General features: G+C 72.0%; 21 protein-coding genes. 3 read left to right on the plus strand and 18 right to left on the minus strand.

From position 1 onward, the window contains the following. Nucleotides 1–44: 44 nt before the first annotated feature. The 6 genes from der to ACFVZW_RS25480 all read right to left on the minus strand — a co-directional run bounded on the left by der (nucleotide 45) and on the right by ACFVZW_RS25480 (nucleotide 5,021). A complete protein-coding gene (der, locus tag ACFVZW_RS25455) occupies nucleotides 45–1,493 on the minus strand; it encodes a ribosome biogenesis GTPase Der (RefSeq protein WP_352191646.1) in 1,449 nt (482 codons plus the stop codon). Nucleotides 1,494–1,553: 60 nt separating this feature from the next. After that, nucleotides 1,554–2,141, minus strand: a complete 588-nt coding sequence (locus tag ACFVZW_RS25460) for a lysophospholipid acyltransferase family protein (protein WP_384525540.1) — start codon at nucleotides 2,139–2,141, stop codon at nucleotides 1,554–1,556. Between the two features lie 53 nt (nucleotides 2,142–2,194). Then, a complete protein-coding gene (cmk, locus tag ACFVZW_RS25465; protein WP_384525445.1) occupies nucleotides 2,195–2,881 on the minus strand; it encodes a (d)CMP kinase in 687 nt (228 codons plus the stop codon). A 359-nt stretch (nucleotides 2,882–3,240) separates the two neighbouring features. Further along, the gene (locus tag ACFVZW_RS25470; protein WP_384525448.1) at nucleotides 3,241–4,329 is read right to left on the minus strand and encodes a prephenate dehydrogenase; all 1,089 of its coding nucleotides are present in this window, start codon (nucleotides 4,327–4,329) and stop codon (nucleotides 3,241–3,243) included. Beyond that, a complete protein-coding gene (locus ACFVZW_RS25475; RefSeq protein WP_384525451.1) occupies nucleotides 4,326–4,463 on the minus strand; it encodes a hypothetical protein in 138 nt (45 codons plus the stop codon). Before ACFVZW_RS25475 ends, ACFVZW_RS25470 begins: the two co-directional genes overlap by 4 nt. Nucleotides 4,464–4,592: 129 nt before the next feature. Next, a complete protein-coding gene (locus tag ACFVZW_RS25480; RefSeq protein ID WP_384525454.1) occupies nucleotides 4,593–5,021 on the minus strand; it encodes a YidB family protein in 429 nt (142 codons plus the stop codon). Nucleotides 5,022–5,134: 113 nt separating this feature from the next. On the opposite strand from ACFVZW_RS25480, the gene ACFVZW_RS25485 reads away from it, so the two are divergent. From ACFVZW_RS25485 to ACFVZW_RS25495, 3 genes are read left to right on the plus strand one after another with little or no spacing between them, the layout of a single operon-like run. After that, nucleotides 5,135–5,470: a DUF952 domain-containing protein gene (locus ACFVZW_RS25485; RefSeq protein WP_384525457.1), complete on the plus strand. Its 336-nt coding sequence runs from the start codon at nucleotides 5,135–5,137 to the stop codon at nucleotides 5,468–5,470. 46 nt (nucleotides 5,471–5,516) lie between these two features. Continuing rightward, nucleotides 5,517–5,999, plus strand: coding sequence for a Rieske (2Fe-2S) protein (locus ACFVZW_RS25490; RefSeq protein ID WP_384525460.1), 483 nt, complete (start codon nucleotides 5,517–5,519; stop codon nucleotides 5,997–5,999). 10 nt (nucleotides 6,000–6,009) lie between these two features. Continuing rightward, nucleotides 6,010–6,699: a DNA polymerase beta superfamily protein gene (locus ACFVZW_RS25495; RefSeq protein ID WP_384525463.1), complete on the plus strand. Its 690-nt coding sequence runs from the start codon at nucleotides 6,010–6,012 to the stop codon at nucleotides 6,697–6,699. Here ACFVZW_RS25495 and ACFVZW_RS25500 read toward each other — a convergent pair. The 12 genes from ACFVZW_RS25500 to ACFVZW_RS25555 form a co-directional block, all read right to left on the minus strand. Next, on the minus strand, nucleotides 6,679–7,446 hold the full coding sequence (locus tag ACFVZW_RS25500) for a DNA polymerase beta superfamily protein (protein WP_384525465.1): 768 nt from the start codon (nucleotides 7,444–7,446) through the stop codon (nucleotides 6,679–6,681). The genes ACFVZW_RS25495 and ACFVZW_RS25500 overlap by 21 nt on opposite strands. A gap of 23 nt (nucleotides 7,447–7,469) precedes the next feature. Beyond that, nucleotides 7,470–8,489: an ADP-ribosylglycohydrolase family protein gene (locus ACFVZW_RS25505; protein ID WP_384525468.1), complete on the minus strand. Its 1,020-nt coding sequence runs from the start codon at nucleotides 8,487–8,489 to the stop codon at nucleotides 7,470–7,472. Next, nucleotides 8,486–9,235: an NUDIX domain-containing protein gene (locus ACFVZW_RS25510; RefSeq protein WP_384525471.1), complete on the minus strand. Its 750-nt coding sequence runs from the start codon at nucleotides 9,233–9,235 to the stop codon at nucleotides 8,486–8,488. The genes ACFVZW_RS25505 and ACFVZW_RS25510 overlap by 4 nt, the downstream gene beginning before the upstream one ends. Continuing rightward, nucleotides 9,232–10,311, minus strand: coding sequence for an AAA family ATPase (locus tag ACFVZW_RS25515; protein WP_384525473.1), 1,080 nt, complete (start codon nucleotides 10,309–10,311; stop codon nucleotides 9,232–9,234). The genes ACFVZW_RS25510 and ACFVZW_RS25515 overlap by 4 nt, the downstream gene beginning before the upstream one ends. After that, nucleotides 10,308–10,961 (minus strand): nicotinamide riboside transporter PnuC, encoded by a 654-nt coding sequence (pnuC, locus tag ACFVZW_RS25520; protein WP_384525476.1) that lies wholly within the window; start codon nucleotides 10,959–10,961, stop codon nucleotides 10,308–10,310. The genes ACFVZW_RS25515 and pnuC overlap by 4 nt, the downstream gene beginning before the upstream one ends. Before the next feature lie 159 nt (nucleotides 10,962–11,120). Beyond that, nucleotides 11,121–12,236 carry a pseudouridine synthase gene (locus ACFVZW_RS25525; RefSeq protein WP_384525479.1) on the minus strand — a complete coding sequence of 372 codons (1,116 nt, stop codon included), beginning with the start codon at nucleotides 12,234–12,236 and terminating at the stop codon, nucleotides 11,121–11,123. Then, a complete protein-coding gene (scpB, locus tag ACFVZW_RS25530; RefSeq protein ID WP_383560090.1) occupies nucleotides 12,236–12,844 on the minus strand; it encodes an SMC-Scp complex subunit ScpB in 609 nt (202 codons plus the stop codon). The genes ACFVZW_RS25525 and scpB overlap by 1 nt, the downstream gene beginning before the upstream one ends. Then, the gene (locus ACFVZW_RS25535) at nucleotides 12,841–14,148 is read right to left on the minus strand and encodes a segregation/condensation protein A (protein WP_384525483.1); all 1,308 of its coding nucleotides are present in this window, start codon (nucleotides 14,146–14,148) and stop codon (nucleotides 12,841–12,843) included. The genes scpB and ACFVZW_RS25535 overlap by 4 nt, the downstream gene beginning before the upstream one ends. A gap of 45 nt (nucleotides 14,149–14,193) precedes the next feature. Beyond that, nucleotides 14,194–14,703: a hypothetical protein gene (locus ACFVZW_RS25540; protein ID WP_384525487.1), complete on the minus strand. Its 510-nt coding sequence runs from the start codon at nucleotides 14,701–14,703 to the stop codon at nucleotides 14,194–14,196. Beyond that, complete coding sequence (locus ACFVZW_RS25545; protein ID WP_229818740.1) at nucleotides 14,688–15,731, minus strand: ParA family protein; 1,044 nt, start codon at nucleotides 15,729–15,731, stop codon at nucleotides 14,688–14,690. The genes ACFVZW_RS25540 and ACFVZW_RS25545 overlap by 16 nt, the downstream gene beginning before the upstream one ends. A 399-nt stretch (nucleotides 15,732–16,130) precedes the next feature. Further along, nucleotides 16,131–17,246: an alanine dehydrogenase gene (ald, locus tag ACFVZW_RS25550; RefSeq protein WP_384525490.1), complete on the minus strand. Its 1,116-nt coding sequence runs from the start codon at nucleotides 17,244–17,246 to the stop codon at nucleotides 16,131–16,133. 146 nt (nucleotides 17,247–17,392) lie between these two features. Further along, complete coding sequence (locus tag ACFVZW_RS25555; protein ID WP_384525493.1) at nucleotides 17,393–19,402, minus strand: tetratricopeptide repeat protein; 2,010 nt, start codon at nucleotides 19,400–19,402, stop codon at nucleotides 17,393–17,395. Nucleotides 19,403–19,430: the final 28 nt, after the last annotated feature.

The raw sequence follows: 19,430 nt of genomic DNA on the forward strand, positions 1-19,430 counted from the left end.
GGGCCGGGGCATCGCCCCGGCCCTCCGCCGTACTCACGCCACGACTACTTCTTGCGGCCGCGCTTCTCGCGGACGCGGACGGAGATGTGGATCGGGGTGCCCTCGAAGCCGAACTCCTCGCGCAGCCGGCGCTCGACGAAGCGGCGGTAGCCGGCCTCCAGGAAGCCCGAGGCGAAGAGCACGAACCGGGGCGGCTTGGTGCCCGCCTGCGTACCGAAGAGAATGCGGGGCTGCTTGCCGCCGCGGATCGGGTGCGGGTGGGCGGCGACCAGCTCGCCGAGGAAGGCGTTCAGCCGGCCGGTGGGGACGCGGGTCTCCCAGCCGGCGAGCGCGGTCTCGATCGCCGGGACGAGCTTGTCCATGTGGCGGCCGGTCTTGGCGGACACGTTGACCCGGGGCGCCCAGGAGACCTGCTGCATCTCGGTCTCGATCTCGCGCTCCAGGTAGTAGCGCCGCTCCTCGTCGAGCTCGTCCCACTTGTTGTAGGCGATGACGAGCGCGCGGCCCGACTCGACCGCCATGGTGATGATGCGCTGGTCCTGGACCGAGATGTTGTCGGTGGTGTCGATCAGGACGACCGCGACCTCGGCCTTCTCGACCGCGGCGGCGGTGCGCAGGGAGGCGTAGTAGTCCGCGCCCTCCTGGAGGTGGACCTTCTTGCGGATGCCGGCGGTGTCCACGAACTTCCAGGTCTTGCCACCGAGCTCGATCAGCTCGTCGACCGGGTCGCGGGTGGTGCCCGCCAGCTCGTTGACGACGACACGGTCCTCGTTGGCGACCTTGTTCAGGAGCGAGGACTTGCCGACGTTCGGGCGGCCGATGAGGGCGATGCGGCGCGGGCCGCCGATCGCGTTGCCGAAGGTCTGCGCGGGGGCCTCGGGCAGGGCCTCCAGGACGGCGTCGAGCATGTCGCCCGTACCGCGGCCGTGCAGCGAGGAGACCGGGTAGGGCTCGCCGAGGCCCAGCGACCACAGGGCGGTGGCGTCGGCCTCGCCGGAGGGGCCGTCGACCTTGTTGGCGCAGAGCACGACGGGCTTGCCGGCGCGGCGCAGCAGCTTGACGACGGCCTCGTCGGTGTCGGTGGCGCCGACGGTGGCGTCCACGACGAAGACACAGGCGTCGGCCGCCTCGATGGCGTACTCGGCCTGGGCGGCGACGGAGGCGTCGATGCCGAGGACGTCCTGCTCCCAGCCGCCGGTGTCGACGACCTTGAAGCGGCGGCCGGCCCACTCGGCCTCGTAGGTGACGCGGTCGCGGGTGACGCCGGGCTTGTCCTCGACGACGGCCTCACGGCGGCCGATGATCCGGTTCACCAGGGTCGACTTGCCGACATTGGGGCGGCCGACGACGGCGAGGACGGGGAGCGGGCCGTGCCCTGCCTCCTCGATCGCGCCTTCGACCTCCTCGATGTCGAAGCCCTCTCCCGCGGCGAGCTCCATGAACTCCGCGTACTCGGCGTCGCCAAGTGCCCCGTGGTCGTGCTGGTCGTTCATGAAGTCCGTTCCTTGATCATTCGTGGTCGGTGGGTGCGAACCCACTACTCAGAGTCTCACTCAGCGCCCGGTGAGGCGCCTGGCGTTCTTCAGGTGGGCGGTCAGCCGCTCCTGAATGCGTACGGTGGCGTCGTCCAGCGCCTTGCGGGTGCGCCGGCCGCTGCCGTCGCCGGCCTCGAAGGCGTCGCCGAAGACGACGTCGACGCGGGCGCGCAGCGGGGGCAGCGCCTTGATCAACCGTCCGGGGCGGTCGGAACTTCCCAGGACGGCCACCGGGACGATCGGCGCGCCGCTGCGGACGGCGAAGTAGGCGAGGCCGGCCCGCAGCGAGGCGAAGTCGCCTTCGCCGCGGGTGCCCTCGGGGAAGATCCCGAGGACGCCGCCGTGCTCCAGGACCGCGAGGGCGTTGCCTATGGCGTTCCGGTCCGTGCTGTGGCGGTCCACCTTGAGCTGCCCGATGCCCTCCAGGAAGGGCCCGAGGGGCCCCACGAACGCTTCCTTCTTGATCAGGAAGTGCACGGGACGGGGGGCGGTGCCCATGAGCATGGGGCCGTCGATGTTGTGCGCGTGGTTGACGGCGAGGATGACGGGGCCGGAGGCCGGCACCCGCCACGCGCCGAGGACGCGCGGCTTCCACAGGCCGTACATCAGCCCGATGCCGATGCCGCGCCCGACGGCGGCACCCCGCTCGGAGGGCTGGGTCACTTCGCGGCCGTCCTCTTCTCCTCCACCAGGGTCACGACGCACTCGATGACCTGGTCCAGGGTGAGGTCCGTGGTGTCGACCTCGACGGCGTCGCCGGCCTTGGCGAGCGGGGAGGTCTTACGGCTGGAGTCGGCCGCGTCCCGCTTGACGAGGGCCTGCTGGGTGGCGGCCACGTCGGCGCCCTTGAGCTCGCCGGAGCGGCGGGCCGCGCGGGCCTCGGGGGACGCGGTGAGGAAGATCTTGAGGTCGGCGTCCGGCAGGACCGTGGTGCCGATGTCACGGCCCTCGACCACGATGCCGCCCTCGGCGTTCTTGGCGATGGTCCGCTGGAGCTCGGTGATCAGGGCCCGGACCTCGGGGACGGCGCTGACGGCGCTGACCTTGGAGGTGACCTCTTCGGTACGGATGGGTCCGGCGGCGTCGGCCCCGTCGACGGTGATCGTCGGGCGGGCCGGGTCGGTGCCGGAGACGATGACGGGCTTGGCGGAGGCGTTGGCGACGGCCTCGGCGTCGTTGACGTCGACGCCGTTGCTGATCATCCACCAGGTGATCGCCCGGTACTGCGCGCCGGTGTCCAGGTAGCTCAGCCCCAGCTTGGCGGCAACCGCCTTCGAGGTGCTCGACTTGCCCGTGCCGGAGGGCCCGTCGATGGCGACGATCACGGTTTCCACGGTGGGGAACACCTTCCTGGGGTGAGCGGTGCAGGCCTCGCGGGATGCGGGGGGCCACCACAAGGTTACCGACTGGCGACCACCCGTTCGGCCCCCACCGTCGCGGGCAGCCGATTCCGCGGGCCGGTGACCCCCGGACGGGAGTCCCCTGAAGCCCGCCCGACGGGGCCCGGCCCAGGCGCCGAGGCCGAGCGGCCGGCCCGAGGGGGCGTCCCGAGCGCCGAGCCCGAGCAGCCCGTCCGAGGGGCCCGACTCGTACGCCGAGGCCGAGCGGCCCCTCCGAGGGGCCCGGCCCGCACGATCGGCGCGGCCCGAGCAGCCCGGCCCGCACGACCGGCGCGGCCCGACGGCCGGCGTGTGCGCCTGCGGCGCTAGCTCGTCCTGAGCGCCCAGCCCCGTTCCTTCAGTGCCTCGCCGAGGACCGGCGCCGCCGAGGGGGTCACCATCAGCTGGACCAGACCCGCCTGCTGACCGGTCGCGTGCTCGATGCGGACGTCCTCGACGTTGACGCCCGCCCGGCCCGCGTCCGCGAAGATGCGGGCGAGCTCGCCGGGCTGGTCGCTGATGAGGACGGCGACGGTCTCGTACTGCGCCGGTGCCGCGCCGTGCTTGCCCGGGACCCGGGCGCGCCCCGCGTTGCCGCGGCGCAGGACGTCCTCGACGCCGCTCGTGCCCTCCCGGCGCTTCTCCTCGTCCGTGGACTCGAGGGAGCGGAGCGCCCGGACCGTCTCGTCCAGGTCGGCGGCGACGCCCGCGAGGACGTCCGCGACCGGCCCGGGGTTGGCCGACAGGATCTCGACCCACATGCGCGGGTCGGAGGCGGCGATCCGGGTGACGTCACGGATGCCCTGCCCACACAGCCGTACCGCCGTCTCGTCCGCCTCCTCCAGGCGCGCGGCGACCATCGACGACACCAGCTGCGGGGTGTGGGAGACGAGCGCGACCGCGCGGTCGTGGGCGTCCGCGTCCATGACGACCGGGACGGCGCGGCAGAGCGCGACCAGCTCCAGGGCCAGGTTCAGGACCTCGGTGTCGGTGTCACGGCCGGGCGTGAGGACCCACGGCCGCCCCTCGAAGAGGTCCGCCGTCGCGGCCAGCGGGCCCGAGCGCTCCTTCCCGGACATCGGATGCGTCCCGATGTACGCGGTGAGGTCGAGCCCCAGCTGCTCCAGCTCGCGCTTCGGCCCGCCCTTGACGCTCGCCACGTCCAGGTAGCCGCGCGCGAGGCCGGCCCGCATCGCCTCGGCGAGCGTGGTCGCCACGTGCGCCGGGGGTACGGCGATGATCGCGAGGTCGACGGGGCCCTCGGGCGGGTCGTCCGTACCGGCGCCGAGCGCCGCCGCCGTACGGGCGCTGGCCGGGTCGTGGTCGCGCAGGTGCACGGCGATGCCCCGCCCGGCGAGGGCGAGCGCCGCCGAGGTGCCGATCAGGCCGGTTCCGATGACGAGTGCGGTTCTCACCGGGCGACGTCCTCGCCCGGGGCGGCCGGGGCACCGAGGGAACCCGCGCACGTCGGCCCCTCGACCCGCCCGTACGTGTGTCCGGCCTCGTCCTTCGCCGGCTGGACGGCGCCTCGGACCGCTCGTACCGCCACCTGATGCTCCTTACCCGACCTACGAAACCTTGCGAGAGTGCTCCGATCAGCCTAGTCAGCAGGGCGGACACACCGTCACCGGCGACCACCCTCCGAGACGCGGGGGGCCGCCGGTGCGCCGGGCCGGTGTCAGAGGCTCTGCTTGCGGATGATCTCCTCCAGCGACTCACCGCTCTGCGGCAGCGAGCCGCTCGGGGTGAGCTTGTCCACGACCTGCGGCAGGGACGTGGCGATCTCGTCGGCGGCCTCCTGGGGGCTGACACCGGCGTCCTGCGCGACCTTCTGCAGGGTGTCGTCCGGCAGGGCCTGCGCGATCTCCGGACCGCTGACCGGCTGGTTCTGGCCGGTGCCGACCCAGGACTGCGCCTGGTCGACGAGGCCCGACTTCGTCAGCATGTCCATCAGGCCGCCGAGCGGGTTGCCGCCGTCGGTGCCGCCCTTGCCGGCCATCAGGGCGCCGAGCAGGGAGCCGAGGATGTTGCCGCCGCCGGGGCTCTGCCCGGAGCCGCTGCCTCCGAGGAGGCCCCCGAGAAGACTGCCGAGATCGTTTCCCGCCATCGTGATCGCTCTGCCTTTCATCCGGTACGGAACACGGACAATGTCACGCAAACCAGAACGTGCCGCCACTCGGGGTATCCGGGGTGCGCGGCGGCCGCGATACAACTGTCGGCATGTTGCTGCACGTCGTACCGCTGGACGAATGGTCCGCCGATCCCGAACTCCCCTATGCGCCGCCGTCGCTGGCCTCGGAGGGCTTCGTCCACTGCTCGCCGGACGAGACGGCCGCGCTGACCGTCGCCGACGCGCACTACCGCGGCGTCCACGGCCCGCTCCTGGTCCTCGTCCTGGACGAGTCCCGGCTGAGCGCGGAGATCCGCTGGGAGGGGTCGGAGGACGTGCTCTTCCCGCATGTGTACGGGCCGATCGAGCGGGCGGCCGTCACGGCCGTCCTGGAGGTGCGCCGGGACACGGACGGCCGTGCGAGGGAGCTGACGCCCTGGATCTAGGCGTGTTTGCGGGCCACCGGAGAGATGCGCGACCAAGCTGTACGGCATGAATCCAGAAGCCACGCCCCGCCGTACCGTGCTGCTGGCCGGTGCGGGTTCCGCCGCCGCCCTGGCCACCGGCTGCGGCTCGGACGGAGACGGCGACGCGACCGCCTCGCCGACGCCCCCGGACACCACGGCACCCACCGCGTCGGAGCCCGGGACCGCCTCGCCCACGACGGAGCCGACCTCCGAGCCCGCCGGGGAGGCACTCACCGAGACATCCGACATCCCGGTCGGCGGGGGCACGATCTTCAAGGAGGAGAAGATCGTCGTCACCCAGCCCACGGACGGGGACTTCAAGGCGTTCTCGGCGATCTGCACCCATCAGGGCTGCATCGTCGCCAAGGTCGAGAACGGCACGATCGACTGCGCCTGCCACGGCTCCAAGTTCCGCATCACGGACGGCTCGGTGGCCAACGGCCCGGCCACGCGCCCGCTCCCGGCCGAGGAGATCACCGTGTCGGGGGACTCGATCAGCCTCGCGTAGCGTGTCGCGCATGACTCCGACGGACCTGGTGCGCGACCACACGATCTACTCCTGCGTCATGGGGTCGCGCGCTTTCGGTCTGGACACCGAGGGAAGCGACACCGACCGCCGGGGTGTCTACCTCGCCCCCACCCCGCTCTTCTGGCGCTTCGACAAGCCGCCGGCGCATGTCGAGGGGCCGGGCGAGGAGCAGTTCAGCTGGGAGCTGGAACGCTTCTGCGAGCTGGCCCTGCGCGCCAACCCCAATGTGCTGGAGTGCCTGCACTCCCCCGTGGTCGAGGACATCGACGACACCGGCCGCGAACTGGTCGCGCTGCGCGAGGCGTTCCTCTCCCGTCAGGCGCACCAGACCTTCGTGCGGTACGCGGGCGGGCAGCGCAGGAAGCTCGACGCGGACGTCCGCCAGTACGGCGAGCCGCGCTGGAAGCACGCCATGCATCTGCTGCGTCTGCTGATGAGCTGCCGCGACCTGCTGCGGACCGGCGAGCTGACGATCCACGTCGGAGACGAGCGCGAAAGGCTCCTCGCGGTGAAGCGCGGCGAGGTCCCCTGGCCCGAGGTCGAGTCCTGGATGGCCGCCCTCACGGAGGAGGCCGACAAGGCCTCCTCCACGAGCCCCCTCCCGGTGGCCCCGGACCACGCCCGCGTCCAGGACTTCCTGATCCGCGCCCGCCGCGCCTCAGCGCTGAGCGTGCTCTAGCCGGGTCCGTACGACGAAGTCGTGCAGCACGTCGTGGGCCACCGGGGCGTCCCCGAGCCCCGAGGCGGCCTGCGCCGCGTCCAGGACCCCGTGCAGCGCCTCCACGTCCGCGCGGACGCGCGCCGGGTCCACCTCGGCCGGTCCGTGCTCGGCGGCCGCCTTCGCCGCGATCAGCTCGGGGACGTACACGGGGGCCTCCGCCACCTCCCCCACCAGCGTGGGCAGATGGGCCTGGAGCTCGCCGGACCGCATCAGATGGATGCCGGTGAGCAGCGCCCGGAGGGTGTAGAGCAGCGGCTTCAGCTCCTCCGTCTTCTCGAAGAGGCGCCACTGTGTCGCGGCGAATCCACGGTAGTGATGGGCGTGGTGGGTGGTGAGGACATCCGGCACCAGGGCGATCAGCTCGGCGTGGGCCTCCGAGGTGTGGACCACCAACGGGGAGAGCAGCTGCTCCAGTACATAGCCGTTGCGCCGTAGCATGAGCCGGACGAACTTCCGCAGATCGTGCGTGACGAGGTCCATCTCGACGCCGTCCCGGTCCCACATCCGGGACCGGGTCTCCTCCGGCTCACGCAGCCCTATGAGTCCCTCCACCGGCAGCAGATGGACACCCCGCAGGTCCACGTCCGAGTCACGGGACGGGAATCCGTACAGATGCGCGCCGGAGACGGTGGCGAAGACCAGGGGATCGGGCTGTTCCGCCACGACGGCGGAGAGGTCGACTTCGGGTACGAGAGCTACGGTCATGGCCCAAGCTTCCCAGGGCGTCGTCAGACGTCCCAGAGGGCACCCAGCGCCACCAGCTCACTGCGGTACTCGATCCGCTCCTCCCACTCCTTCGGCCACGCGCCGGCGCCCAGGTGGGCGCCCGCGAACGCGCCCGCGAGGCAGGCGATCGAGTCGGAGTCGCCGCGCGTGCAGGCGGCGCGGCGCAGCGCGGTGACGGGGTCCTCGGGGAAGAGCAGGAAGCAGAGGAGGCCGGTGGCCAGGGCCTCTTCGGCGATCCAGCCGTCGCCCGTGTAGGTGCAGGGGTCGAGCTCCGGGTCCGCCGTGCGCTGGACGCCGTCCAGCTTCTCCAGGACCGCCAGGCACTCGTCCCAGCCGCGCTCGATGAACTGCCGGGCCGACGGGTCCTGGGAGCGGGTCCACAGGTCGCCGAGCCAGGTCTCGCGGTAGACGGAGCGGTTCTCGTAGCCGTACGAGCGCAGGTGGCCCACCAGGCCCGTCGGCTCGACGCCCTGGGCGAGCAGGTACACGGCGCGGGCCGTCAGGTCGGAGGCGGCGAGCGCGGTGGGGTGGCCGTGGGTGAGCGCCGACTGCAACTGGGCGGCGCCGGACCGCTGCTCGTCGCTCAGTCCGGGCACGAGGCCGATGGGCGCGACCCGCATGTTGGCGCCGCAGCCCTTGGAGTGGATCTGGCTGGCGTCCTGCCAGGCACGGTCGCCGTCGAGGAGCGCACAGGCGCGCAGACACGTGTTGCCCGGCGCCCGGTTGTTCTCCGGGGAGTGGTACCAGTCGACGAACTCCTCTCGGACCGGCCGGGCGAGGCGCAGCGGGGCGAGCACGCCCCGGTCCATCGCCGTGCGGATGCCGCGGGCGAAGGCGAGGGTCATCTGCGTGTCGTCGGTGACGTACGCCTTGCCCTGCTTCTCGCCGGGCAGTTCCATCTCCCGCCACGGTCCGAACTTCGCCAGGATCGCCGGCACGTCGTTGAACTCGGTCGGGAAGCCGAGCGCGTCGCCGAGCGCCAGTCCGATCAGGGAGCCGGTGGCGGCCTGCTTGGTGGTCATGGGGTGGATCGTCCTTCCGGTCGCAGCAGTGGCGGGTGCAGGGCCGTGGCCTCGCCCGCCCGGTAGAGAGCGGCCGGTTTCCCCCGTCCGCCGGTGAGGCGTGGTGGTCCTTCGACGGCCTGGACGAATCCGGGCGTGGCGAGGACCTTGCGCCTGAAGTTGGGGCGGTCGAGTTCGACGCCCCAGACCGTCTCGTACACCTGGCGCAGCTCGCCGAGCGTGAACTCGGGCGGGCAGAAGGCGGTGGCGAGACAGGTGTACTCGAGTTTGGCGCCGACCCGTTCGTGCGCGTCGGCGAGGATCCGGTCGTGGTCGAAGGCGAGCGGCCCGTACGTCGTCTGTGTCCCGTACGGCATCCACTGTGCCCGTGCCGCGTCGCCGCCGCCGCGCGGCTCGGGGGCGTCCGGGACGAGGGCGGCGAAGGCGACCGAGACGACCCGCATCCTCGGGTCGCGGTCCGGTTCGCTGTACGTCCGGAGCTGTTCGAGGTGGAGTCCGGAGACGGTGTCCACGGACAGGCCGGTCTCCTCGGCCAGTTCACGGCGCGCCGCGACCTCGGCGGACTCCCTGGGCAGTACGAACCCGCCGGGCAGCGCCCATGCCCCGGCGTACGGCTCCTGGCCGCGCTCGACGAGCAGGACGTACAGCCGGTCCTCGCGGAGGGTGAAGACGGCGAGGTCGACGGTGACGGCGAAGGGCTCGAAGGCGTACCGGTCGTAGCCCTCGGGGGCCTGGGGCGGGGTCATCGGCGCTCCGGAAGGGGGTCGGCGAGGTCCCAGCCCTCGGTGAGCAGCGCGTCCACGGCTGCGACGGCCGCCGCGAGTCGCTCCTCGTGCGGTCCGCTGAGGACGGCGGTCCTGCGGCCCGTGTGGGCGAGCTGGGTGAGGAAGCGGGCGGTCATCCAGGGCCGCAGGTGCTCCCCGTCGCGCAGTCCGTCGTCCTCGAAGTCGACGCCCCGGTGGTCGGTGAGGAGCCAGAGGTGCTGTCGGCCGTGGGCGGCGATCTCGCCGACGGCCGGGCTGGTGGTGCCCATGTACCGCTCGTGCCAGATGGTGGTGGCGAAGGCGTCGGTGTCGCAGAAGAGCACGGGCGATCCGGCGCGTGCGGCCTCCTCCTCCAGCTCGGCCTGGCGCAGCGCGATCAGCGGGAAGTCCTCGGAGTGGAAGGAGACGTCCTCCCAGGTGGCATCGGGGCGCGCGGCGCGCAGTTCGGCGAGCTTGAGTTCGCTGAACTCGCGGCCGTACTCCGGTACGTAGCGGGTGCGGGCCCAGACGCCGCCTCGGTTGCGGTAGTGCTCGGCCAGGGCGCGGGCCATGGTGGTGGTGCCGGTGGACTCGGCGCCGAGGACGACGACGCGGCGGGTGAGCGCGGCCCGTACCGGCGGTTCCAGGTAGTCCCAGCAGCCGACGGGGTCCTTGCGGACGGCGGTGCCGGAGACGGGGAAGAGCGTGCGGTCGGGGTCGACGCAGACGGCTTCGGCGCCGAAGCGGCGGCCGAGTTCCTCGCCGTACGGCTCCGAGGTGAAGACGGCGTCGACCCGTTCGGGCACCGCGGCCCGGAAGACGGCCATGTGGGCGGCCCAGACGTCGGGGTCGTGGAGGTCGACGGGGATGTCGTCGACCGCGCCGACGACCAGGGCGTCGGGGTGGATCTCCCGCATCCAGGCGACCCGTTCGGCGAGCGGCACGGACTCGACGGAGGAGGCGCAGACGAGCACGGTGAGGCGCTCGCAGCGGTCGCGGGCGGTACGGACGAGATGGTGGTGGCCGGCGTGCGGCGGATAGAACTTGCCGAGGACCAGACCGTGTCCGTAGCGCTTCATGCCGCCACCTCCGCGGGAAGGGCGCGCCGCGCCGTGCGGTCACGGCTCCAGCTGCGCAGGCCGAGGACGCAGAGGGTCATGAAGCCGATGTACAGCAGGGAGGTCAGGTACAGCTCCTTGTACGCGTACAGGGGCACGTAGACGATGTCGGCGGCGATCCAGAGCCACCAGGACTCCAGGCGCTTTCGGCACTGGCCGTAGGTCGCCATCAGGGAGAGCGCGGTCGTCAGGGCGTCCCAGAAGGGGACGGTCGAGTCGGTGGCGCGGTCGAGCAGCAGGGTGAGCGCCACGGTCCCCACCACCCCCGCCGTGAGCAGCCATGTCCACTCGGTGCGCGAGGTGCGGCGCACCGGGAGGGTGTCGGAGCCTGGTCCACCCCCGTGGGTCCAGGTCCACCAGCCGTACACGGCGAGGGTGATGAAGACGATCTGGAGGCCGGCGTCCGCGTACAGCCCCGCCTGCGAGAAGAGCAGGATGAAGAAGAGGTTGTTGGCGATGCCTATGGGCCAGTTGGCGAGGTGCTGGCGGGCGACCAGCCAGACGCAGAGCGCACCGCTGCCGAAGCCGAGCACTTCGGTCCAGCTGACCGGGGTGTCGAGAACGGTGAAGAGCGGTTGCTGCAGGGGTTCGAGCACGTTTGCGAGGCTCACGCCCGCCTCCTTAAGAGTCATGATGACTATAAAGCGCGCGGGGCGTCGACCACAAGTACGAACGCGCATGATCGAGTGCTCACATGCGACGCGCACACGAAGAAGCCCGTGACCGCCGTCGGGCGGTCGCGGGCTTCTTCGTGGAGCGGTGGGGCGGGACTACATGCCGACTTCCTTCATCAGCATGCCGACCTCGGTGTTGGTCAGCCGGCGCAGCCAGCCGGACTTCTGGTCACCGAGCCCGATCGGGCCGAAGGCGGTACGCACGAGCTTCTCGACCGGGAAGCCCGCCTCGGCGAGCATCCGGCGCACGATGTGCTTGCGGCCCTCGTGCAGCGTGACCTCGACCAGGTAGTTCTTGCCGATCTGCTCGACGACGCGGAAGTGGTCGGCGCGGGCGTAGCCGTCCTCCAGCTGGATGCCGTCCTTGAGCAGCTTGCCGACCTCGCGGGGAAGCGGGCCGGTGATCGCGGCCAGGTAGGTCTTCTTCACGCCGTACTTCGGGTGCGTGAGGCGGTGGGCCAGCTCACCGTGGTTGGTGAGGAGGATGATGCCCTCGGTCTCGGTGTCGAGGCGGCCGACGTGGAAGAGCCGGGTCTCGCGGTTGGTGACGTAGTCACCGAGGCACTGGCGGCCGTCGGGGTCCTCCATGGTGGAGACGACACCGGCCGGCTTGTTCAGGGCGAAGAAGAGGTACGACTGGGTCGCGACGGTCAGACCGTCGACCTTGATCTCGTCCTTCTCCGGGTCCACGCGCATGCCCTGCTCGAGCACGATCTCGCCGTTGACCTCGACCCGGGCCTGCTCGATCAGCTCTTCGCAGGCACGGCGCGAGCCCATACCGGCGCGGGCGAGCACCTTCTGCAGCCGCTCGCCCTCCTGCTCGGCGCCGGGGAAGGTCTTCGGGGTCTTGACCTGCGGCTTGTTCGCGTACCGCTCCCGGTTGCGCTCCTCGGCGCGGGCGTCGTACTCGCGCGAGCGCGCCGGGGCCGTACGGCCGCCACCGCGCTGCGGCGACTGCTTCGGTCCGCCCTTGGCGCCTCCGCGGGCGGCGGCGCCGCGGCCCTTCTTGGGGCCGTCGGAGGGGGCACCGGAGCCGCCCACGTCGTACTTGCGCTCCTCGGGGCGCGGATTGCGGGGCCGGCCGCCGCCGCTGCCGCCGCCCTGCCGGTCGTCACGGCTGTTGCCGGCGCCCCGGTAATTGCCGCGGCCACCGCTGTTGCCACCACGGCTCCCGCCGTTGTTTCCGCTGTTCCTGCCGCTGCTGCTTCGCATCAAATGTCCGTCGTCTTGTCGTCTGCGTCTTCGCGATCCGGGAGATCCGGATCGAACGACGGGACTCCTTCCAGCGTCTCCGCCTCGATCGCGTCCGCCTCGGGGAGGAAGGGCGCGAGCTCCGGGAGCTCGTCCAGGCCGCGCAGGCCCATCCGCTCCAGGAAGTAGTTCGTCGTCCTGTACAGGATCGCACCTGTTTCGGGTTCCGCGCCCGCCTCCTCCACGAGACCGCGCTGGAGGAGGGTGCGCATGACACCGTCGCAGTTCACTCCGCGGACCGCGGAGACTCGGGATCGGCTGACGGGCTGGCGGTACGCGACGACGGCGAGGGTCTCCAGGGCCGCCTGGGTGAGGCGGGCCTGCTGCCCGTCGAGGACGAACGCCTCGACGGCCGGGGCGAACTCCGCGCGGGTGTAGAAGCGCCAGCCGCCGGCGACGAGACGCAGCTCGAAGCCGCGGCCCTGGGCGGTGTACTCGTCGGCGAGCTCGCGCAGGGCGTCGCCGACCTCGCGCGGGGTCCGCTCCAGGACCTTGGCGAGGTGGGTCTCGGTGGCCGGCTCGTCGACGACCATGAGGACGGCTTCGAGGGCGGGCTTGAGGTCGCTCATGCCTTCTCCTCCACGGGTTGATCGAACTCGTCGGTGACCTGGGTCTCCCGCTCCCCGCCGACCCAGGTGACGGTGAGCTCGCCGAGGGCGTCCTCCTGGTCGAGGGCGACGGCCTTCTCCCGGTAGAGCTCCAGGAGGGCGAGGAAGCGGGCGACGACGGTGAGGGTGTCGTCGGCGCTGTCGGTGAGCTCCCGGAAGCTGACGCTCCCGCGCTCGCGCAGGAGGGCCACGACGATGCCGGCCTGCTCGCGGACGCTGACGAGGGGGGCGTGGATGTGGTCGACGTACACCTGAGGCTTGGCCCTGGGCTGCATGGCGTTCACCGCGAGCTTGGCGAAGCCCTCGGCGCCGATGGAGATGACGACCTCGGGGAGCAGCTCTGCGTGGTGGGCCTCCAGGCCGACGGTCCGGGGGTAGCGCCAGCCCTCGGCTTCCCAGCGGTCCTCGAAGATCGTGGCGATCTGCTTGTACGCGCGGTACTGCAGGAGCCGCGCGAAGAGCAGGTCCCGCGCCTCCAGGAGCGCGAGATCCGCCTCGTCCTCGACCTCGGCGGCGGGCAGCAGCCGGGCGGCCTTGAGATCGAGCAGCGTGGCGGCGACGACGAGGAACTCGGTCGTCTGATCGAGATCCCAGTCGGGCCCCATGGCACGGATGTGCGCCATGAACTCGTCGGTGACCTTGGAGAGGGCGACTTCGGTGACGTCGAGCTTGTGCTTGGAGATGAGCTGGAGGAGCAGATCGAAGGGCCCCTCGAAGTTCGCCAACCGCACGGTGAACCGCCCGTCGCCACCCCCGTCCCTCGGCGGCGTGGCCACGGATTCCGGGGCCGCCGCGGCGGGATCGACGACGGAATCGCCATCACGAGCCGGGGCATCGACCCCGAGGGCACTCGCGGTGTCCGATTCGCCGGCGGACCCGGCAGGGGCCTGCGGGCTCACGCCCGCGGGCGAGGTCGCCACGTCGGCGGTGCCAGGCGCGGGCTGCCGGGCGGTGTCCGCCCCAGGATGGGCCTCAGCAGGGCCCGGGGCGGGCTCCGCGTCCGCCGACGACCGCCGGACGGGCGCCGGCGCGGATTCGGCCGCGGGGGCCGGGGAGGCCGCCGCAAGGCCCGGGGCGGGCTCCGCGTCCGCCGACGACCGCCGGGCGGACGCCGGCGCGGATTCGGCCGCGGGGGCCGGGGAGGCCGCCTGGGCGGTCTCGGGGGTCGGCTGAGGGTCCGAGGGGGTCGGGCGGGGGGTGCCCGGGCCGCGTCCCAGGGCGCGGCGGCGGGCTGGGCGGGACGTTTCGTCGGGCGGCGGGGGCATCGGGGTCCAGGGAGGAGCGGGGGCGCGGCAGCCCGCAGGCTACCGTCAGCGGCCGCGCAGGCGGCGCACGAGGATGCTCGCGTCGCCGCGGGACTCCAGGTCCGCCAGGACCACCGCGACCGCCTCGCGGACGATCCGGCCCCGGTCCACGGCGAGCCCGTGCTCGCCACGGAGCACCAGGCGGGCGTGCTCCAGGTCCATGAGCTCCTCGGCGGAGACGTAGACCGTGATCTTCTCGTCGTGCCGCTCGCGCCCGCTCGGCCGCCGGTTCGGCGACCTGCCGCGGCGGCGCGGCTGCGCGGGCTCCGCCGTGCGGGCCCGGGGCTCCCCCTGCTCCGCGGGCTCCGCCGCCGAGTGCTCGGCGGGAGCGGAGCCCGGGGCGGAGCCGGAAGGAGATGCGGACGCCGGCGCCGAGCCGGATCCCTCCGCCGCCTCCGTGTCGCTCTCGCCCGCCGGAGCCGGTACCCGGCCACGGGGCGAGGAGGACTGCAGCGCCATCCCCCCGGTCGTACGGAACAGTTCGTCGGCGCCGGGCAGACTCACTCGGCGTGACACCGGGCGAGCACCTCCCTGGCGAGCTGACGATAGGCGGCGGCACCCACCGAGTTCGACGCGTACGTCGTGATCGGCTCACCGGCGACCGTGGTCTCCGGGAAGCGCACGGTACGGCCGATGACGGTGTGGTAGACGTGGTCGTCGAAGGCCTCGACCACGCGCGCCAGCACCTCGCGGCTGTGCACCGTACGGGAGTCGTACATCGTGGCGAGGATGCCGTCGAGCTCCAGCTCGGGGTTGAGCCGCTCCTGGACCTTCTCGATCGTCTCGGTCAGCAGCGCCACACCACGGAGCGCGAAGAACTCGCATTCCAGCGGCACGATGACCTTGTGAGCCGCCGTCAGCGCGTTCACGGTCAGCAGACCGAGCGAGGGCTGACAGTCGATCACGATGTAGTCGTAGTCGTTCATCAGCGGCTTCAGGGCGCGCTGCAGCGTCGACTCGCGCGCCACCTCGCTGACCAACTGCACCTCGGCGGCCGAGAGGTCGATGTTGCTCGGCAGCAGGTCCATGTTGGGCACCGCGGTCTTGAGCAGCACCTCGTCCGCCGACATGCCCCGCTCCATGAGCAGGTTGTAGACGGTGAGGTCGAGCTCCATCGGGTTCACACCGAGTCCGACCGACAGGGCTCCCTGCGGGTCGAAGTCGACGAGCAGCACCCGCCGTCCGTACTCCGCGAGCGCGGCACCCAGGTTGATGGTCGACGTGGTCTTGCCGACGCCGCCCTTCTGGTTGCACATCGCGATGATCTTCGCGGGTCCGTGATCGGTCAGCGGACCCGGGATCGGGAAGTACGGCAGGGGCCGTCCGGTCGGGCCGATCCGCTCGCGGCGCTGACGGGCAGCGTCGGGTGCGAGGGTGGCCGCGTACTCCGGGTCGGGCTCGTACTCGGCGTCAGGGTCGTAGAAGTGCCCCTCGGGCACCTCGTCGTAGGCGGCGAAGTGGGTGGACTCTCGGCCACTCTCGTTGCCGGCCGTGGCGTTCACGTGTAGGCCGTCCATCATCTTCATCGTGTGGGCTGTCGTCATGGGCTGATGCGTCGCGTTGGTCGCGAAGGTGCGGACAGCGACGGAGCCGACAGGGATTCCTGGCTGTCCGCCCCCGGGAGTAAATGTCGACTCATTCACAAGTCGTCTTACCTCCTTGGATGTGACCAGGAACATTTATCGATAGGTCAGCGTGGCACCATGCCGACGGTTGGCGACTCTATGGCGTGTCACCGCTCCGCAGCAACACAATCCGCCGGACCCGGCCCGATGTGTCGGCAACCGAACACCCCTCTGTCAAGGGTGCGCAGCCATCCATCCGCACGTTTCAGGGGTGTGCGAAACGGTTAAAGGGTTACGTTCGAGGCGAGTTGAACAAGGCCCCCGAAGTGGCCGGATGTGTGAGGTTGACGGCGCGGGTTGACGCGACGTCTAAGGAGTTCAGCCCAGGAGGCTGGCCAGCTCGACGTGGTCGAGGCCGTGCGCCTCGGCGACCTCCTTGTAAACGACCTTGCCGTCATGGGTGTTGAGGCCCAGGGCGAGCGCGGCGTCGCGGCGCAGCGCCTCGACCCAGCCGTTGTTCGCCAGCGACACGATGTAGGGCAGCGTGGCGTTGGTCAGGGCGTACGTGGAGGTGTTCGGCACCGCGCCCGGCATGTTGGCGACGCAGTAGAAGACCGAGTTGTGGACCTGGAAGGTCGGCTCGGCGTGGGTGGTCGGGTGCGAGTCCTCGAAGCAGCCGCCCTGGTCGATCGCAATGTCGACAAGGACACTTCCGGGCTTCATCTTGGCGACGAGCTCGTTGGTGACCAGCTTCGGGGCCTTGGCGCCCGGGATGAGGACGGCGCCGATGACGAGGTCGGCCTCGACGACGGCCTTCTCCAGCTCGAAGGCGTTGGAGACGATCGTCTTCACCTTGGTGCCGAAGATCTTGTCGGCCTCGCGGAGCTTGTTGATGTCACGGTCGAGCAGGGTCACGTGGAAGCCCATGCCGACGGCGATCTGCGTGGCGTTCCAGCCGGAGACGCCGCCGCCGATGACGACGCACTCGCCGGCGTGGGTGCCGGGGACGCCACCGGGGAGCACGCCGCGGCCGCCGACCGAGCGCATCAGGTGGTAGGCGCCGACCTGCGGGGCCAGGCGGCCCGCGACCTCGGACATCGGGGCGAGCAGCGGGAGCGCGCGGTTGGCGGTCTCGACGGTCTCGTACGCGATGGCGGTGGTGCCGGACTCCAGGAGGGCGTCCGTGCACTCCTTGGAGGCGGCGAGGTGCAGGTAGGTGAAGAGGGTCTGGTCCTTGCGGAGGCGGTGGTACTCCTCCGCGATGGGCTCCTTGACCTTCAGCAGCAGGTCGGCCGTGGCCCAGACCTCGTCCGCGGTCGGCAGGATCTGCGCGCCTGCGGAGACGTACTCCTCGTCCGTGATCGAGGAGCCCACACCGGCGTTCTGCTCGACGAAGACCTGGTGGCCGTTACGGACGAGCTCGTGGACACCGGCGGGGGTGATGGCCACGCGGAACTCGTTGTTCTTGACCTCGCGGGGGATGCCGACCTTCATCGTCGATCACGGTCCTTGAATCAGGGGAAACGGGGGTGCACTGCGATACATACCCGGATGCACTACCGCGCACCGGGACAGACCGCGATCGATCGCGGCGCACCCAGTCTAATGAAGGAGTTCCCCGTGTCTAGCCTTGCAAAGCATTAATCTTCGTTCAAAGCACTGCGGATTTCGTAGGCGGAAGCTCCTGTTCCCTCGTCCGTTCCCTCGTCCGTCCCCAGCAGACGCCCGGCCGCGGACCGGTGCAGCCGGGCGGCAGCGGGGTCGCCGAGCCGGTCGAGGGTGTCCGCCAGCCGGAGCTGGAGCGCGGCCTGGAGCCGTACGTCCTGGGCGCGCCGCGCCCAGTCGACCGCCTCTTCGCAGGTCCGCAGGGAGTCCTCGGGCCGGCCGGCGTACTCCTGGACACGGGCGGCCTCGCTCAACGCCCGCGCGTAGCCGGGCAGATCGGCGAGCCGCCGGTACCCGGCGGCGGCCGCGCGCCAGTTCCGCAGCGCCTCGCCGTAGCGGCCGGCGTAGGTCTGCACCGCGCCGAGCCGCCCGTACAGCCGGGCCTGGTCGGCCCGCTCGTCACGGGCGAGACGCTGGGCGAGCGCGCGGCCGTACCAGTCGCCGGCCCGCTGCCAGTCCCCCAGTTCCTGGTAGGAACCGCCTACGGATTCCATCGCCCGCCCGATCGCGTACGGATCGTTCGCGGCCCTTCCCGCGTCGAGAGCGGCCCGGTAGCGCTCCAGGGCGTCCTGGGTACGGCCGGTCCTGGCGTCCAGATCGGCGAGGTTCAGCAGCGCGGCGGCCCGCTCCCGGTGCAGTCCGCGCCGCTCGGCCACGTCCAGGACCAGCCGGTGCAGGCCGTAGAGCACGGGGGCCGCGGCCTCGGCGCCCCGGTGCGCCGTCTCCGCCCTGACCAGGGCGGCGACGAGCCGGCGGGCCAGGGTGTCGAGCTCGCCGTCGGCGACGGCGAGGCGGGCGGAGGCCAGCAGCACGGGCCTGCGACCGGTCAGCCATGCGGCGGCGGTCTCCACGGTCGGGAACCGCAGGGCGCGGGGCAGCCCGGCGAGCTTCTTGCGTGCCGGTGAGCCCTCGGGCTCGGTGACGGCCCGGCAGGACTGGAGGAGCCGTACGGTCCGCTCCAGCATCCGGGCCCTGGCGAGCTGCACCTCGGCGGGCCGGTCGCGCTCCTCCATCCGAGCGCGCAGGAGGGGGACGAGATGGCCCGGGACCTCGTACTGCCCGTCCCCGCGGTCGGTGACGAGGCCCAGCCCGACGAAGCCCGTCAGCGTGCTCGCGGCCGCCGAGACCGAGCAGCCGGCCAGGGCGGAGGCGGTGTGCGCGTCGGCGCGGCCGAGGGGTGCGAGGGAGAGGAATCGCAGTATCCGGGCGGCCGGCTGGGCCAGCGAGTCGTGGACCAGCTGGAACGCGCGGGCGAGCGGGTCGCCGGAGAGGGCGCGGAGCCGTTTGGCCAGATCGGCGACGGATGCCTTGGGGCGGGCGGCGAGCCAGCCGCCGGCGAGGACGACGGCGGCGGGCTGGCCGCCGCACTCCTCGGCGAGGGTCTCGGCGGCCTGGGGGTCGACCGTCACCCGGACGGATCCGGTGTAGGTGGTGAGCATCTCGATCGCGGACTTGGGGTCGAGGCCGCCGAGGGTGCACGGGCGGACGTCGGGGATCCCGGTCAACGGCCCGCGTGCCACGGCGACGACGAGGGCGTCGGGGTTGTCGGGGATCAGCGGATCGACCTGCTCCGCGTCGACCGCGTCGTCGAGGACGAGGACGGCACGGCGTTCGGCGAGGGCGTCACGGACCAGCTCGGTCAGCTCGTCCTCGGCCGCGCCGGGCGGTTCGTCGATGCCCAGGTCCTGGAGCAGCCCCTGCGCGGCGCGCCCGGTGGGGACCGGGTCGCCGCCGGGCTCGGTCAGCCTGGCGCGGAACACCCCGTCGGGGTAGGCGGCCGCGAGTCCGGTGACGAGTTCCTCGGCGAGCGCGGTCCGCCCGGAGCCGGGACGGCCCGCGATCAGCAGGACGCGTGCGCGGGGGGCCTTGTGGCCGGCGAGGGTGTCGAGTCCGGTCCGTTCGATGTCGGCGCGCAGGGCTTTCAACTCCCGCTGCCGCCCGAAGAAGTTCCGCACCCCGCCCGCTGCCACCGCCTGATCCGTCACGGGCCACGCTCCCGTCCACCTGCGCACG

It is taken from the genome of Streptomyces sp. NPDC059567, assembly GCF_042735655.1.
Lineage (GTDB): Bacteria > Actinomycetota > Actinomycetes > Streptomycetales > Streptomycetaceae > Streptomyces.

Excerpts from the sequence above, each read along its gene's own strand:
- ACFVZW_RS25545 (WP_229818740.1), bottom strand. The coding sequence starts at position 15,731 with ATGACGACAGCCCACACGATGAAGATGATGGACGGCCTACACGTGAAC.
- ACFVZW_RS25495 (WP_384525463.1), top strand. The coding sequence starts at position 6,010 with ATGACTCCGACGGACCTGGTGCGCGACCACACGATCTACTCCTGCGTC.
- der (WP_352191646.1), bottom strand. The coding sequence starts at position 1,493 with ATGAACGACCAGCACGACCACGGGGCACTTGGCGACGCCGAGTACGCG.
- ACFVZW_RS25510 (WP_384525471.1), bottom strand. The coding sequence starts at position 9,235 with ATGACCCCGCCCCAGGCCCCCGAGGGCTACGACCGGTACGCCTTCGAG.
- ACFVZW_RS25485 (WP_384525457.1), top strand. The coding sequence starts at position 5,135 with ATGTTGCTGCACGTCGTACCGCTGGACGAATGGTCCGCCGATCCCGAA.
- ACFVZW_RS25535 (WP_384525483.1), bottom strand. The coding sequence starts at position 14,148 with ATGCCCCCGCCGCCCGACGAAACGTCCCGCCCAGCCCGCCGCCGCGCC.
- ACFVZW_RS25505 (WP_384525468.1), bottom strand. The coding sequence starts at position 8,489 with ATGACCACCAAGCAGGCCGCCACCGGCTCCCTGATCGGACTGGCGCTC.
- ACFVZW_RS25490 (WP_384525460.1), top strand. The coding sequence starts at position 5,517 with ATGAATCCAGAAGCCACGCCCCGCCGTACCGTGCTGCTGGCCGGTGCG.
- ACFVZW_RS25515 (WP_384525473.1), bottom strand. The coding sequence starts at position 10,311 with ATGAAGCGCTACGGACACGGTCTGGTCCTCGGCAAGTTCTATCCGCCG.
- ACFVZW_RS25500 (WP_384525465.1), bottom strand. The coding sequence starts at position 7,446 with ATGACCGTAGCTCTCGTACCCGAAGTCGACCTCTCCGCCGTCGTGGCG.
- ACFVZW_RS25460 (WP_384525540.1), bottom strand. The coding sequence starts at position 2,141 with ATGTACGGCCTGTGGAAGCCGCGCGTCCTCGGCGCGTGGCGGGTGCCG.
- ACFVZW_RS25525 (WP_384525479.1), bottom strand. The coding sequence starts at position 12,236 with ATGCGAAGCAGCAGCGGCAGGAACAGCGGAAACAACGGCGGGAGCCGT.
- ald (WP_384525490.1), bottom strand. The coding sequence starts at position 17,246 with ATGAAGGTCGGCATCCCCCGCGAGGTCAAGAACAACGAGTTCCGCGTG.
- ACFVZW_RS25480 (WP_384525454.1), bottom strand. The coding sequence starts at position 5,021 with ATGGCGGGAAACGATCTCGGCAGTCTTCTCGGGGGCCTCCTCGGAGGC.
- scpB (WP_383560090.1), bottom strand. The coding sequence starts at position 12,844 with ATGAGCGACCTCAAGCCCGCCCTCGAAGCCGTCCTCATGGTCGTCGAC.